Source organism: Pannonibacter phragmitetus DSM 14782 (assembly GCF_000382365.1).
In the GTDB taxonomy this organism is placed as follows: Bacteria; Pseudomonadota; Alphaproteobacteria; order Rhizobiales; family Stappiaceae; genus Pannonibacter; species Pannonibacter phragmitetus.
In genome coordinates this window covers 15535-29970 of sequence record NZ_KB908233.1, presented here as the reverse complement: position 1 = coordinate 29970, position 14436 = coordinate 15535, and the positions used below count along the sequence as shown (strand labels likewise).

The window sequence follows — 14436 nt, the reverse complement described above, 5'->3', positions numbered from 1 at the left end:
TCTGTTTTCAAGACAGAAAGGCCCCGGACCTGCCGGGGCCTCGCTGAGGGTCACTCAGACCAGCATGCTCATCGGGTTCTCGATGTAGCCCTTGAAGGCGCCGAGAAGTTCCGCACCCAGAGCGCCGTCCACGCAGCGGTGGTCGGTGGAGAGCGTTACAGTCATGACAGTGGCCACGGACAGTGTGCCATTCTTGACGACAGGACGCTGCTCGCCCGCGCCGACCGCCAGAATGGTGGCATGCGGCGGGTTGACCACGGCAGAGAAGCTCTTCACGCCCATCATGCCCATGTTGGACACGGCGGTGGTGCCGCCCTGGTACTCTTCCGGCTTCAGCTTGCGGTCCTTGGCGCGCTGGCCCAGATCCTTCATCTCGTTGGAGATGGTGGACAGGGCCTTCTGCTCGGCGCTGCGGATGATCGGGGTGATCAGGCCGCCCGGGATCGACACGGCAACGCCGACATCGGCGTGCTTGTGCTTGACCATGGCATCGTCCGTCCAGGAGACGTTCGCATCCGGCACATCGCGCAGGGCCAGAGCCATGGCCTTGATGACCATGTCATTGACCGAGAGCTTGTAGGCAGGCTTGCCGTCCTTGGACTTCGGCGCAGCGTCGTTGAGCTGGGTGCGCAGGGCCAGAAGCGCGTCGAGTTCGCAGTCAACCGACACGTAGAAGTGCGGGATCGTCTGCTTGGACTCGGTGAGGCGCTTGGCAATGGTCTTGCGCATGCCATCGTGCGGCACCAGCTCGTAAGAGCCTTCGGCGAAGAGCTTGAGCACCTGCTCCTTGGGGGGGCCGGCGGGCGCTGCAGCGGCAGCGGCCTTCGGAGCCTCGGCAGGAGCTGCGGCGGCAGCAGCCGGAGCGGCCTTGCCGGTGCCGGACTTCAGGGCGGCTTCGATATCGCGCTGGACGATACGGCCATGCGGGCCAGAGCCTGCGATGGCCTTGAGGTCCAGACCGCTCTGCGACGCCAGACGGCGGGCAAGCGGCGAGGCAAAGATGCGCTCGCCCGATGCGCTGACCGGAGCCGGGCCGGCAGATGCCGGTGCAGCAGCGGCCGGAGCCGGAGCAGCTTCCGCCTTGGCGGGCGCGGCAGCCGGAGCTGCAGAGACCGCCGAAACGTCCTCGTCTTCACCGGCGAGCACGGCGATCAGGCTGTTGACCTTCACGCCCTGCGTTCCAGCGGCGACGACGATCTTTGCGACCGTGCCTTCGTCCACGGCTTCCACTTCCATGGTCGCCTTGTCGGTTTCGATCTCGGCGATCACGTCGCCGGGAGAAACCTTGTCACCTTCCTTCACCAGCCACTTGGCCAGGTTGCCCTCTTCCATGGTGGGAGAGAGGGCCGGCATTGTGATGTTGATCGGCATTGCGGCCTCCCTCGCCTCAGTCCCTGTAGGTGACAGCCTTCACGGCGTCGATGACTTCCTTGACAGACGGCAGAGCCAGCTTTTCAAGGTTTGCGGCATAGGGCATCGGAACGTCCTTGCCGGTCACGCGCAGGATCGGGGCGTCGAGGAAGTCGAAGGCCTTTTCCTGAACCTGATAGCCGATTTCCGAGGAAACCGAGCAGACCGGGAAGGCTTCTTCCACCGTGACGCAGCGGCCCGTCTTGCGGACAGAGGCGAGCACCGTGTCGATGTCGAGCGGACGGATGGTGCGCAGGTTCACGACTTCCGCCGAGATGCCCTGAGCTGCCAGTTCGTCCACGGCCTTCATGACATAGGTCATGCCGATGCCCCAGGAGACGATGGTCACGTCCGTACCGGCACGCTCGATCTTTGCCTTGCCAATCGGCAGGACAAAATCATCGACTTTCGGAACCTCGAAGGACTGACCGTAGAGGATCTCGTTTTCGAGGAAGATGACCGGGTTCGGGTCGCGGATGGCCGCCTTCAGCAGGCCCTTGGCATCGGCAGCCGACCAGGGCTGGATGACCTTGAGGCCCGGAATGTGGGCGTACCAGGAGGCATAGTCCTGGCTGTGCTGTGCACCCACGCGGGCCGCAGCGCCGTTCGGGCCGCGGAACACAATCGGAGCGCCAAGCTGGCCGCCGGACATGTAGAGCGTCTTGGCAGCGGAGTTGATGATGTGGTCAATCGCCTGCATGGCGAAGTTGAACGTCATGAACTCGACGATGGGCTTCAGGCCCGTCATGGCAGCGCCCGTGGCAAGACCGGCAAAGCCGTGCTCGGTGATCGGCGTGTCGATGACGCGCTTGGCACCGAACTCGTCCAGAAGACCCTGCGTGATCTTGTAGGCGCCCTGGTACTCGGCAACCTCCTCACCCATGATGAAGATGTCGCCGTCGCGGCGCATTTCCTCGGCCATGGCATCACGCAGTGCTTCGCGCACGGTCATGGACACCATTTCGGTGCCGGCCGGTGCGTCGCTGTCGGCAGTGCCGGACGTGACGGGCTGCGCGGCAACCGGCGCAGCGGCAGCCGGAGCGGCAGCAACAGGCGCAGCAGCAGCGGCCGGAGCCGGTGCAGCAGCCGGAGTCGGAGCGCTGGCATCAATCGCAGAGGCATCTTCGCCTTCGGCGAGGAGAACGGCGATCTTCGTGTTGACCTTGACGTTCTCGGTGCCCTCGGCGACCAGGATCTTGCCCATGGTGCCTTCGTCCACGGCTTCCACTTCCATGGTTGCCTTGTCGGTCTCGATTTCGGCGATCACGTCGCCAGACTTCACGCTGTCGCCCTCGGCCTTGAGCCACTTGGACAGCTTGCCCTCTTCCATGGTCGGCGAGAGAGCCGGCATCAGAATATCGATCGGCATGTATTCCCCCCGGCCTTAAAGCAGAATGTCGGTGTAGAGCTCGGACACATCCGGCTCCGGATCGTTCTGCGCAAACTCTGCCGCTTCGGCAACGATGGCGCGCACGTCCTTGTCGAGGCCCTTGAGGTCATCCTCGCTGGCCCAGCCGTTCTCGAGCAGACGCGCACGGACCTGTTCGATCGGGTCGTGCTCGCCGCGCATGCGGTCGACTTCTTCCTTGGAGCGGTACTTCGCCGGGTCGGACATGGAGTGGCCGCGGTAGCGGTAGGTCACCATTTCCAGAATGAACGGGCCATTGCCCTCGCGGCACCAGGCGAGCGCCCGATCGGAGGCTGCCTTAACGGCGCGCACGTCCATGCCGTCCACCTGTTCGCCCGGGATGCCGAAGGAGGCGCCGCGCTGGGACAGGTCGGTGTTGGCCGAAGCGCGGTTCACGCTCGTGCCCATGCCGTACTTGTTGTTCTCGATCACATACACGACCGGAAGCTTCCACAGCTGGGCCATGTTGAAGCTCTCGTAGACCTGGCCCTGGTTGGACGCACCATCACCAAAGAAGGCCATCGCAACATTGCCATTGCCACGGTACTTGTTGGCAAAGCCAAGACCGGTGCCGAGCGCGACCTGCGCACCGACGATGCCGTGACCGCCGTAGAAGTGCTTCTCCTTGGAGAACATGTGCATCGAGCCGCCCTTGCCCTTCGACAGGCCGCCACGGCGGCCGGTCAGCTCGGCCATGACGCCCTTCGGGTCAAGATCCATGGCCAGCATATGGCCGTGGTCGCGGTAACCGGTGATCATCTGGTCACCATCCACCTTGGCCATCTGCATGCCGACGACGACAGCTTCCTGACCAATGTAAAGGTGGCAGAAACCGCCGATGAGGCCCATGCCGTAAAGCTGGCCGGCCTTTTCTTCGAAGCGGCGGATCAGGAGCATTTCACGGTAGGCGTGAAGCTCTTCGTCCTTCGTGAATTTTGCGATGGCGGCAGCAGCGTTGCCCGCACCACCCTGACCGGACGCGCCCTTCGCGCGTGCACCGGCGGAAGATTGTTTTGTAGCGGCCATGTCCCTCGTCTCTGCGTGGCGTTTCCCCTAGACAGCAAGCGGAAGGTAACCGCTTGCCGTTGTCAATCCAAGAGGTTGAGTGCAGCGCAGTAATACTGACCAACCATCTGAAATGATTTGATTTTTACAACTTAACCTGATTCTGGTTATTTTGGCGATATAAACCGTTTTCCGGTTACCGTGCCGCAACGGAGCTGCTGCGCATGATGATCAGCTCATCTGCCTGCACCACGTTGAGAATAACGCGGGCGCGCTCATCCACCATATCCGGATCAAGGCTTTCCGGGCGCAGCAGCGCCACACGGGTGGCCAGATGCTCACGTACAGACTTGATGTCTGCCAGTTCCGCCTCAAGCTGAGCCACCTGACGGTCCAGACGCTCGCGCCCGGCCATGCCGAATTCTCCATTCACCGCATGAAAGGCGAAATAGCCAAGCACAGCAGCAGAGGCGACCGGTATAACGAGACTGCCGAGAAAGGATTTTTTGCGCTGACGGGTGGTTGCGGACACTTGACGACCTACTGGACACGTGGGGTCTCTACTTGGTCGCAGTGTGCCGGGACTCGCTTAACAGAGTCTTGCGCAATTGTGGCGCCGCAACGAAAATCTGTTGCAGCAGCATGGTTTGCCCTGGAAGCCTTGAATTGGCAGCCTTGCGGGAGTGCAGCAGCCGCACCGCAAGGAAAAGGCGGGACCAGTGCCCCGCCCTGCCCGTTTCAAGCTGCCGCCTTGCCACCTCCGGCCAGCTTTGCCAGCTTGGACATGATGACGGCGGTTCCCTTCAGCCGGTCTTCCGCGCGCTCCCAGTCACGTGACAGAACCACCTTCTGATCCGGGCGGATCTTGGCCAGCACGCCCTGCTCCGCGATATAGCCGACAAGCCCTGCCGGATTGGCAAACTCGCTGTTGCGGAAGGAAATGACGATCCCCTTCGGCCCCGAATCCACCTTCTCCACATTGGCCTTGCGGCAAAGGCCCTTGATGAAGACGATCTTCAGCAGGTGCTGCACTTCTTCCGGCAACTGTCCGAAGCGGTCGATCATTTCCGCACCGAAGGCATCGATTTCCTGCGCTTCCGTCAGATCGGCGAGGCGCCGGTAGAGCGACAGGCGCAGGTTGAGATCCGGCACATAGCCTTCCGGGATGAGCACCGGCGTGCCCACATTGATTTGCGGCGACCACTGGTCTTCACCAAGCTCGTTCCCGCCATCCTTCAGCTGCGCCACAGCCTCTTCCAGCATCTGCTGGTAGAGCTCATAGCCGACTTCCTTGATGTGGCCGGACTGCTCTTCGCCCAGAAGATTGCCTGCGCCGCGAATGTCGAGGTCATGGCTCGCCAGCTGGAAGCCGGCGCCGAGGTTTTCCAGCGATTGCAGCACCTTGAGGCGGCGCTCTGCCGTTGCCGTCAGCTTGCCGGCGGCAGGCACGGTGAACAGCGCATAGGCGCGGGTCTTGGAACGGCCGACGCGGCCCCGGATCTGGTAAAGCTGGGCAAGGCCGAACATGTCGGCCCGGTGCACGATCAGCGTGTTGGCGGTGGGGATGTCGAGGCCCGATTCCACGATGGTGGTGGACAGCAGCACGTCATACTTGCCCTCGTAGAAGGCATTCATCACGTCTTCCAGCTGCCCCGCCGCCATCTGGCCATGGGCGATGGCAACCTTTACCTCCGGCACGCTTTCGGCGAGGAACTCCGCGCGTTCCGCAAGGTCGGACACGCGCGGGCAGACATAGAAGCTCTGGCCGCCGCGGTAATGCTCGCGCAGCAGCGCCTCGCGCACCACAAGCGGATCAAGCGGCGAGATGAAGGTGCGCACGGCGAGGCGGTCCACCGGCGGCGTTGCGATCAGCGACAACTCGCGCAGGCCCGTCAGCGCCTGCTGCAGGGTGCGCGGAATGGGCGTGGCCGAAAGCGTCAGCACATGCACGTCCGACTTCAGCTCCTTCAGCCGCTCCTTGTGCTTCACGCCGAAATGCTGCTCCTCGTCGATGATCAGAAGCCCCAGATCCCGGAACTTGACACCCGTACCCAGCAGCGCATGGGTGCCGACGACGATATCGACAGAGCCATCCTCCAGCCCCTTCTTGGTGGCCGAAAGCTCCTTCGGACTGACGAGCCGCGAGGCATGGGCGACATTGACCGGCAACCCGTGGAATCGCGTCGAGAAGGTGCGGAAATGCTGGCGGGCGAGCAATGTGGTCGGCACCACAACCGCCACCTGCCGGCCGGACATGGCCGCAACAAAGGCCGCACGCAGGGCCACTTCCGTCTTGCCGAAGCCCACGTCACCGCAGACCAGCCGGTCCATCGGGCGGCCAGAGGACAGATCCTCGAACACCGCGTCGATGGCGGTCAGCTGGTCTTCCGTCTCGTCATAGGGGAATCGGGTGGCGAACTCGTCATAGACGCCTTCCGGCGTCTCGATCACAGGCGCGGTCTTGAGCGCACGGGCGGCTGCGGTCTTGATCAGGCCATCGGCAATCTCAAGGATGCGCTTCTTCATGCGCGCCTTGCGCGCCTGCCAGGCCCCGCCGCCCAGCTTGTCGAGCTGCACATCGGTTTCTTCCGAACCGTAGCGCGTCAGAAGCTCGATGTTCTCGACCGGCAGATACAGCTTGTCGCCGCCGTGATACTGCAGTTCCAGGCAGTCATGCGGCGCACCAAGCGCCTCGATGGTCTTCAGGCCAATGAAGCGGCCGATACCGTGGTCCACGTGGACGACAAGATCGCCTTCCGACAGGCTGGTGGCCTCTGTGAGGACATTGGCCCCCTTGGCCTTGCGCCGCCCCTTGCGCACCAGCCGGTCACCGAGAATGTCCTGCTCGGAGATGAAAACGAGCCGGTCCACCTCGAAGCCCGTCTCAAGGCCGAGAAGGCTCAGCGCCACCGTGCGCGGCGGCAGCGCCTGCATGTTGGCGAAAGTATCAGCCGGTGCGGCCAGCTCCAGCCCGTGATCGAACAGGATCTGCCCCAACCGGTCCCGCGAGCCCTCGCTCCAGCAGGAGAGCACCACGCGGCGCTCCTCGGCCACAAGGGCACGCACATGGCGCACCAGCGCATCGAAGATGTTCACATCCCCGGCAGCGCGCTCGGCAGCAAAGTTGCGGCCCTGGCGGCCGGCAAAGTCCACCACCTGACGGCCAGAACCCGGCGGCGGCGTGAACACATCCATCTGGCAGCTGGCGGCATCAGCCAGACGCGAGGTCCATTCCTCCGGCGCCAGATAGAGCCCGCCGGTTTCCACCGGCATGTAGGGCACGGAGCCTGCCAGATGGCCATTGTCGAGCGCGTCCTTGCGGGCGGTGTAGTGCTCGGCCACCTGATCCAGCCGCTCGCGCAGGGCATCGGCTGCGCGGGAATCAAGGACGAGCGGCACACCCTCCACATAGTCGAACAGGGTTTCCAGCGTTTCATGGAACAGCGGCAGCCAATGCTCCATGCCGGCGTAGCGGCGGCCCTCGCTGACCGACTGGTAGAGAATATCCTCGCGCCGCGCTGCGCCGAAGCGGCCGATATAGTTGCGGCGGAAGCGGGAGATCGCCTCTTCCGTCAGCACCACCTCGCTCATCGGCACCAGATCCAGCCGCTTCACCGGCGCCGAGGTGCGCTGGCTCTCCGGATCAAAGGCGCGCACGGTCTCCAGCGTGTCGCCGAAGAAATCGAGGCGCACGGGAGCTTCCGCACCCGGCGCGAAGAGATCGAGAATGCCGCCGCGCACCGCATATTCGCCGGTTTCACGCACGGTCGGCGTGCGGGAAAAGCCGTTGAGCTCCAGCCAGGCGGCGATGGAGGTGAGATCCGCCCTCGTGCCTGCGCTCAAGGAGAAGGTCTGGCCCGCCACCCAGCTGCGCTCCGGCAGGCGCTGCACGGCGGCGTTGACCGTGGTGACCAGCACCTTGCGGCCAGACCCTTCCAGCCCCCGCGCCAGCTCGCCCAGCACCAGCAGCCGCCGGGCGCTGATGGCCGGGTTCGGAGACACACGGTCATAGGGCAGACAGTCCCAGGCGGGCAGCGACAGGGCTTCCACATCGGGCGCGAAGAAGCTCAACGCCTCGATCAGCCCCTGTGCCCGCGTGGCATCGCGGGCGACGAAGACGGCACAAAGCCCCTCTTTCGGCCCCTCGTCCAGAATGCGTGCAAGCGCCAGCGCCTCGGCACCATCCGGCACGCTGGCCAGCGTGATGTTGCCCTTGTCGCGGAGAAGGCTCTCGAACACGGTTCTTATCCCTGAAATGCTGTGCGGCGCGAAGGCGCGTCTCTGGACTGACGATCCGTCCGGATCACGCAGTGCGGCTGGACGTGATGTTGTGGAAGGCGAGCATGCGCCGGTAAAGCGGACGGTCCCACTCTGCCGGAACGGGCTTGCTGCCGGTGATCCAGGCGAAGAGGTCCTGATCATTGACGTTGATCAGTTCTTCCATCTCGTCGAGCTCGGCTGCCGTCAGCTTGTCGAGTTCGGACTGGGCAAAACCGCCGAACAGAAGGTCCATTTCCTTCATGCCCCGGTGCCAGGTGCGGAACAGGATACGCTTCTTGCGGTGGGTCAGGGCATCATCCTGTGCTGCCGCCGTATCTGGACTTGTGCCGCTCATCATGTCTCTCCGCATCGCTTGGCTTGCGCCGCCCTGACGCCTGCAGCCGGACCGCGGATTTTCCGCGCCCGGCGCAAACGGGACAGCACGTTGTCCGTGCTATATAGCGCCGCTGTGCGGCTCTGTCAGGTCAAGGTTTTGGTGTGCATGTCCTGAAGGTTCAAGAGGCTTCATTGCCCTTGCCGCCAGACCATGCCAAAACGCAGCATCGGTCCTGCGGATTCCTGTGCCATGCGTCCTTCTCTTCTCGATCCCCTGTTTGCTCCGGTTTCGGTGCTGCCCGGCATCGGGCCGAAGATCGCCAAGCTGCTGGACGGGCTGACAGGCAGCACGCCGGGGCGTGAGGCCAGCGTTCTCGATCTGCTGTTCCACCTGCCGCACGGCGTGATCGACCGCCGCCGCCGGCCGGGCATTGCCCATTCCGAGAATGGCGAGATCGCAACGCTGGACGTGGTGGTGGAGCGGCACCTGCCCTCGCCGCGCCAGGGCAAGGCGCCCTATCGCATCATTGCCAGCGACCCGACGGGCGAGATCGCCCTTGTCTTCTTCCATGCCCACAGGGACTGGCTGGAAAAGACCCTGCCCGTGGGCGGGCGGCGGATCATCTCCGGCAAGGTCGAATGGTTCAACGAGCGCCCGCAGATGGTGCATCCGGATTATGTGCTGACGCCCGAAGAGGCCGAAACCATGCCGGATGTGGAGCCGGTCTATCCGATGACCGCCGGTCTTGCCTCGCGCACCCTGCTGAAGGCCATTGCCGCCGGGCTGGACCGTCTGCCGGTGATGCCGGACTGGCTCGACCCGGAATTTGCCGCCCGCAAAGGCTGGCCGGATTTCGATGAGGCACTGGCGCGGATGCACCGGCCGGAAAAGGCGGGCGATCTTGGCCCCGAATCCCCTTTCCGCGCCCGCCTTGCCTATGACGAATATCTCGCCAACCAGCTGGCACTGGCTCTGGTGCGCGCCACCATGCGCAAGCTGGATGGCGCGCCGCGTATCGCAAATGGCGCGCTGAAGGCGAAGATCTTCGCTGCCCTGCCCTTTACCCTCACCGATGGCCAGACGCAGGCGGTTGCCGAAATCGAGGCGGATCTTGCGAGCCCTCACCGCATGCTGCGGCTGGTGCAGGGTGACGTGGGCGCGGGCAAGACCATAGTCGCCCTGTTGGCCATGGCGGCCGTGATCGAATCCGGCGCGCAGGCAGCGATGATGGCCCCGACCGAGCTTCTCGCCCGCCAGCATTTCGCCTCTATGGCCCCGCTCTGCGAAGCCTCCGGCATCCGCATCGCCCTGCTGACGGGCCGCGACAGCGCCAAGACACGGCGCGAGACGCAGGCAGGATTGCTGGATGGCAGCATCGATCTGGTCGTCGGCACTCACGCGCTGTTTCAGGGCTCGGTCGAGTTCCAGAACCTCGGCATCGCCGTGGTGGACGAGCAGCACCGCTTCGGCGTGCATCAGCGTCTGGCGCTCTCCTCCAAGGGCAAGGGCGTCGATGTGCTGGTGATGACGGCAACGCCGATCCCGCGCACGCTGGTTCTGACCTATTTCGGCGACATGGACGTCTCCCGCCTCATCGGCAAGCCGGCCGGCCGCAAGCCCATCACCACCGTGTCCGTATCACTGGAGCGCATGGGCGAGATGGTGGCGCGCATCAAAGCGGCGGTGGCTGAAGGGCAGAAGGTCTATTGGGTCTGCCCGCTGGTAGAAGAGTCCGAGAAGGTCGACCTTGCTGCCGTCGAGGACCGGCACCGCCACCTGTCGCAGGAACTGAAACTGCCCGTCGCCCTCGTCCATGGCCGCATGAGCGCCGAGGAAAAGGATGTGGCGATGACCGCCTTCAAGGAAGGCCATGCCCGCGTTCTCGTTGCCACCACCGTGATCGAGGTGGGCGTCGATGTGCCCGATGCCACGATCATGGTGATCGAGCATGCCGAGCGCTTCGGCCTTGCCCAGTTGCATCAGCTGCGCGGCCGTGTCGGGCGCGGCGACAGGCCGTCCTCCTGCGTCTTGCTCTACAAGGGGCCGCTGGGCGAAACCTCCGCCGCCCGCCTTGCGGTGATGCGCGAGACCAACGACGGCTTCCTCATTGCCGAGGAAGACCTGCGCCTGCGCGGTGAAGGCGAAATCCTCGGCACCCGCCAGTCCGGCGCCCCCGGCTTCCGCCTTGCGGGCGAAGAGGCGCGGCCAGACCTCATGGAAACCGCCCGCGACGATGCCCGCCTGATCCTCGAAACCGACCCGGAGCTGAAAGGCCCGCGCGGCCAGGCGCTGCGCACCCTGCTTTATCTCTTCTCCCGCGACGAGGCGATCCGCCTGTTACGGGCGGGGTGAGCTTCACTCAGATGGGAATGGCCCGAAAAGCCACTCAGGCTTTCAGTCCTTTGGCTGTGAGGAGCCTACCGGCAGAGCTTCTGCGATTTTCGGATGCTCCGGAGAAATCAGGCCCGCAGAGATGATCAGCTTGGCAGCTTCCTCGACAGTCATGGACAGTTCGATCACGTCCTTGCGCGGCAGATAGAGCAGGAACCCGGAGGTCGGATTCGGCGTGGTTGGCAGGAACACTGCGAGATAGTCCGCAGTTTCCCCACCTGGGAGTTTCTGCGCCACTTCTCCCTTCGCAGATGTGGCCACAAACACGATCGCATACAGGCCCGGACGCGGATATTCGATCAGCGCAGCCTTTTTAAAGCTAGCCCCTTTTTCATCAAGTATTGTCTCAAAAATCTGTTTCAAGCCATTATAAAGATTACGAACAAGCGGCATACGCGATACGGCGCGCTCGCCGTATCCGATGAGTGTCCGGCCCAGAAAGTTGGCTGCGACAAAACCGGTCAAAGACAGCACCGTAAAGGCGATGATGAGGCCGACACCGGGCACGGGGAATGGCAGATAGGTGTCGGGATTGTAGGCAGGCGGCAAAGCAGGTTTCACGAGCCCGTCCACCCACTGGATGAAAGACCATGTCAGCCAGAGCGTAATGCCAACGGGTCCTGCAATCACGAGTCCCGCCAGAAAGGAGTTGCGCAGCCTTGCACCAAAGCCCTTGTGCGCCCGCGATTGCATGTCCTGCTGCGGGGATGGTGTAACGGCTGGATCTTCCATGCGCGACGGTCTCCTGACTTGCCGTGAATTCGGCCTTCCCTATTTGGCTTGAGGGGCGTAAACCGGATTGCAGAGTTCCGGATTTAGCTTCTACCGCGCCCATCATGCGGTGCATCATAGGGCAAAAACGGACACCGGAGAGATGATTTGCGGCGTGCAGCATACCGGATAGCAGGAATTTTATGTGTGATCCTTGGAGTGATCGGCGCCATCCTGCCGGTCATGCCGGGCACCATCTTCTTCATTCTCGCCGCCGCCATGTTCGCCAAGTCCTCTCCGGAACTCGAGGCGCGCATTCTGGCCCATCCGTCCATCGGGCCGCAGGTCACCGCCTGGCGCGAGCACGGCGTCATCCCGCCGCGCGCCAAGCTCTATGCCACGGGCGGGATGGCTTTCGGATATGGCATGTTCTGGCTCGGCGCCCACCCCGGCTGGCCGCTGGCCCTCGGCGTTCTGGCATTCATGGCAGCTTGCGCTGCCTATGTGCTGTCGCGGCCATCTTACCCGCGCAGCTGACGCAGCCAAACCTCATAGATAAATTCAACAAGCCTCTTAAAGGCATTGATGAATCTATCTATTCATCGCTGATCAGGCGCTTTCCAAGCTCCACGACCGGGTCGGGGCTGTAGCCGGTCTGCTCATAGAAGCCCAGCACCTCTTCATTGCCGGCGCGCACCAGAAGATTGATCTTCGGACAGCCGCGTGCCAGCAGCAGCGCTTCGCCATGCTCCATCAGCAGCCGGGCATAGCCCTTGCCGCGATGGGCCGGATGAATGCTGAGATAATTCACCGAGCCCCGGTGCCCGTCATAGCCGAACATGGCGCTGCCGATGATGACATTGCCCAGACGCAGCACGAGGAAGCCCCAGAGGCTGTCTGCGACCTTGCGGTCGATATCCTTGTCCGGATCGTTCCAGGCCCTTGTCAGGCCGCACTCTCCCCACAGGGTGACCACGCGGTGGCGGTCACCCTCGGTGAAGGTATCGATGGCAGGCTTGGGGCTCGTGATCATTCCACCGTAACCGACTTGGCAAGGTTGCGCGGCTGGTCCACGTCCGTGCCCATGAACACCGCCACATGATAGGCGATCATCTGCGTCGGGATGGCGTAGATGATCGGCGCGACGATGCCGGAGAGTTCGGGCATCACCACCTGATCATTGGCCGCAAGGCCGGAGGCCGCAGCGCCCTTCTCATCGGTGATGAGCAGGATCTTGCCGCCGCGTGCCGCCACTTCCTGCATGTTGGAAACGGTCTTCTCATAGATTGCATCATGCGGTGCAATGACGATCACCGGCATGTTTTCGTCAATGAGTGCGATCGGGCCATGCTTCAGTTCACCGGCGGCATAGCCTTCGGCGTGGATGTAGGACAGCTCCTTGAGCTTCAGCGCCCCTTCCAGTGCCAGCGGGAAGCTGGTGCTGCGGCCGAGATAGAGCACGTCCGAAGCCCGGGAGAGGCTCGGAGCCAGCTTCTCGATGCGCGGCTCAAGCCCGAGCGCCTGCACCGCGAGCCCCGGAGCTTCGGCAAGCGCGCCGACCAGTTCGGCCTCTTCCGCTTCGCTGATGAACCCGCGCTGACGGCCTGCGGTGATCGCAAGCGAGGCCAGAACCGCCAGCTGGCAGGTGAAGGCCTTGGTGGACGCCACACCGATCTCCGGGCCTGCGACGGTCGGGAACACCACATCGGCCTCGCGGGCAATGGTGGATTCCGGCACGTTGACGATGGCGCCGATTGTCAGGCCTTCCTGCTTGCAATAGCGCAGCGAGGCAAGCGTATCCGCCGTTTCGCCGGACTGGGAGATGAACAGCGCCATCTCGCCCTTCGAGACCGGCAACTCGCGGTAACGGAACTCGGACGCAACGTCGATTTCCACCGGCAGGCGGGCGTATTTTTCGAACCAGTACTTGCCGACGAGACCGGCATAATAAGCCGTGCCACAGGCGGACATGACCAGCCGGGTCAGATTGCTGAAGTCCACATTCATGCCGTCCGGCAGGCGCACCTTGCGGGCGCTCAGGTCAAGATAGCGCGACAGGGTGTGACCGATGACTTCCGGCTGCTCGTGGATTTCCTTGGCCATGAAGTGGCGGTAGTTGCCCTTGTCGATCATGGCTGCGCCGACGGAAGACTTGCTTTCCGGGCGCATGACGGGTGTGTTCTGACGGTCGAAAATGGCCAGGCTGTCACGGGTGAGGACGGCCCAGTCGCCTTCTTCCAGATAGGTGATCCGGTCGGTGAAAGGCGCCAGCGCGATGGCATCCGATCCGAAGAACATTTCGCCCTCACCGTGGCCAATGGCCAGCGGCGACCCGCGTCTTGCGCCGATCAGAAGGTTCTCCTCGCCCTCGAACAGGAAGGCGAGCGCAAAGGCGCCGCGCAGGCGCGGCAGAACCGAGGCCACCGCCTCTTTCGGCGCAAGTCCTTCATCCATCGCGGCATTGACCAGCAGCGCCACCACTTCCGTGTCGGTATCGGTCACCGGGTGATAGTCCTTGGCAACCGCCTCGGCCCGCAGTTCCTGATAGTTCTCGATGATGCCGTTATGCACGACGGCAACGCCACCGCTCTGGTGCGGGTGGGCATTGGAAACGGTCGGTGCACCATGTGTGGCCCAGCGGGTGTGGCCGATGCCGATGACGCCCGGCAGCGGTGCCTTTTCCAGCACGGCTTCCAGGTTACGCAGCTTGCCTTCCGCGCGGCGGCGGGTGACGATGCCGTTTTCCAGCGTGGCAATGCCGGCCGAGTCATAGCCACGGTACTCAAGGCGCTTCAGCGCATCCACGAGACGCGGAGCAACGCCGCTCAGGCTAACGATACCGATGATGCCGCACATGAAAATGAATCCCTTTGAAACGATCTGACCCGCCTCCCTTAGACGAGACGGGCCAGTT

General features: G+C 63.5%; 11 protein-coding genes. 2 read left to right on the top strand and 9 right to left on the bottom strand.

Features of this window, described 5'->3' with window-relative positions:
* Positions 1-54: 54 nt before the first annotated feature.
* From H163_RS0119495 to H163_RS0119470, 6 genes are all read right to left on the bottom strand, one after another.
* Positions 55-1371 (bottom strand): pyruvate dehydrogenase complex dihydrolipoamide acetyltransferase, encoded by a 1317-nt coding sequence (locus H163_RS0119495; RefSeq protein ID WP_019966304.1) that lies wholly within the window; start codon positions 1369-1371, stop codon positions 55-57.
* Positions 1372-1387: 16 nt separating this feature from the next.
* On the bottom strand, positions 1388-2779 hold the full coding sequence (locus tag H163_RS0119490; RefSeq protein WP_019966303.1) for a pyruvate dehydrogenase complex E1 component subunit beta: 1392 nt from the start codon (positions 2777-2779) through the stop codon (positions 1388-1390).
* Positions 2780-2794: 15 nt separating this feature from the next.
* A complete protein-coding gene (gene pdhA, locus H163_RS0119485) occupies positions 2795-3844 on the bottom strand; it encodes a pyruvate dehydrogenase (acetyl-transferring) E1 component subunit alpha (RefSeq protein WP_019966302.1) in 1050 nt (349 codons plus the stop codon).
* A gap of 175 nt (positions 3845-4019) precedes the next feature.
* Positions 4020-4355 carry an FtsB family cell division protein gene (locus H163_RS0119480; RefSeq protein ID WP_026356083.1) on the bottom strand — a complete coding sequence of 112 codons (336 nt, stop codon included), beginning with the start codon at positions 4353-4355 and terminating at the stop codon, positions 4020-4022.
* Between the two features lie 206 nt (positions 4356-4561).
* Positions 4562-8062 carry a transcription-repair coupling factor gene (gene mfd, locus H163_RS0119475; RefSeq protein WP_019966300.1) on the bottom strand — a complete coding sequence of 1167 codons (3501 nt, stop codon included), beginning with the start codon at positions 8060-8062 and terminating at the stop codon, positions 4562-4564.
* A gap of 64 nt (positions 8063-8126) precedes the next feature.
* On the bottom strand, positions 8127-8441 hold the full coding sequence (locus H163_RS0119470; RefSeq protein ID WP_019966299.1) for an FAD assembly factor SdhE: 315 nt from the start codon (positions 8439-8441) through the stop codon (positions 8127-8129).
* Positions 8442-8669: 228 nt separating this feature from the next.
* Here H163_RS0119470 and recG point away from each other — a divergent pair, with 228 nt between their 5' ends.
* Complete coding sequence (gene recG / locus H163_RS0119465; protein WP_026356081.1) at positions 8670-10772, top strand: ATP-dependent DNA helicase RecG; 2103 nt, start codon at positions 8670-8672, stop codon at positions 10770-10772.
* 42 nt (positions 10773-10814) lie between these two features.
* Here the strand turns inward: recG and H163_RS0119460 are convergent, their stop codons facing one another.
* Positions 10815-11543 carry a DUF502 domain-containing protein gene (locus tag H163_RS0119460; RefSeq protein ID WP_019966297.1) on the bottom strand — a complete coding sequence of 243 codons (729 nt, stop codon included), beginning with the start codon at positions 11541-11543 and terminating at the stop codon, positions 10815-10817.
* 147 nt (positions 11544-11690) lie between these two features.
* Between H163_RS0119460 and H163_RS0119455 the strand changes: the two genes are divergently transcribed.
* Positions 11691-12059, top strand: coding sequence for a YbaN family protein (locus H163_RS0119455; protein ID WP_026356080.1), 369 nt, complete (start codon positions 11691-11693; stop codon positions 12057-12059).
* 58 nt (positions 12060-12117) lie between these two features.
* Here H163_RS0119455 and H163_RS0119450 read toward each other — a convergent pair whose 3' ends face one another.
* The gene (locus H163_RS0119450; protein ID WP_019966295.1) at positions 12118-12555 is read right to left on the bottom strand and encodes a GNAT family acetyltransferase; all 438 of its coding nucleotides are present in this window, start codon (positions 12553-12555) and stop codon (positions 12118-12120) included.
* Positions 12552-14378, bottom strand: coding sequence for a glutamine--fructose-6-phosphate transaminase (isomerizing) (gene glmS, locus H163_RS0119445; RefSeq protein WP_019966294.1), 1827 nt, complete (start codon positions 14376-14378; stop codon positions 12552-12554). Before glmS ends, H163_RS0119450 begins: the two co-directional genes overlap by 4 nt.
* Positions 14379-14436 lie beyond the last annotated feature (58 nt).